The sequence below is a fragment of the Jeotgalibacillus marinus genome (genome assembly GCF_040801915.1).
GTDB lineage: Bacteria > Bacillota > Bacilli > Bacillales > Jeotgalibacillaceae > Jeotgalibacillus > Jeotgalibacillus marinus.
This window is the reverse complement of the sequence record NZ_JBFMIA010000168.1, coordinates 1-269: the sequence shown is the minus strand read 5'-3', so window position 1 is coordinate 269 and position 269 is coordinate 1. Positions and strand designations below refer to the sequence as shown.

At 57.2% G+C, this 269-nt stretch carries 1 protein-coding gene; it reads left to right on the top strand.

Going from position 1 to position 269, the window contains the following annotated elements; translation table 11 throughout:
• The coding region (locus AB1471_RS18965) for a hypothetical protein (protein ID WP_367780987.1) at positions 1–269 on the top strand (269 nt) is incomplete at both ends.

The window sequence follows — 269 nt, the reverse complement described above, 5'->3', positions numbered from 1 at the left end:
AGGGGAAAAGGAGGGGAAAGGGGGAAGAAGAAAGAGAGGAAGGGGGGAGAGGGGGAAGGGGGAGGGAGGGGAGGAGAAAGAAAAGGGAAAAGGGGGAAGAAGGGGAAGGGAGGGGGAAAGGGGGGGGGGAAAAGAAGGAAAGGAGGGGGGGAAGAGAAGGGAGAAAAGGGGAAAAAGGAGAGGGAGGGAGAGAGGGAGGAAAAAGGGGGGGAGAAGAGGGGAAAAGGAAAGAGGGGGGAAAGAAAGAAGAAGAAAGAGGAGGAGGAGGG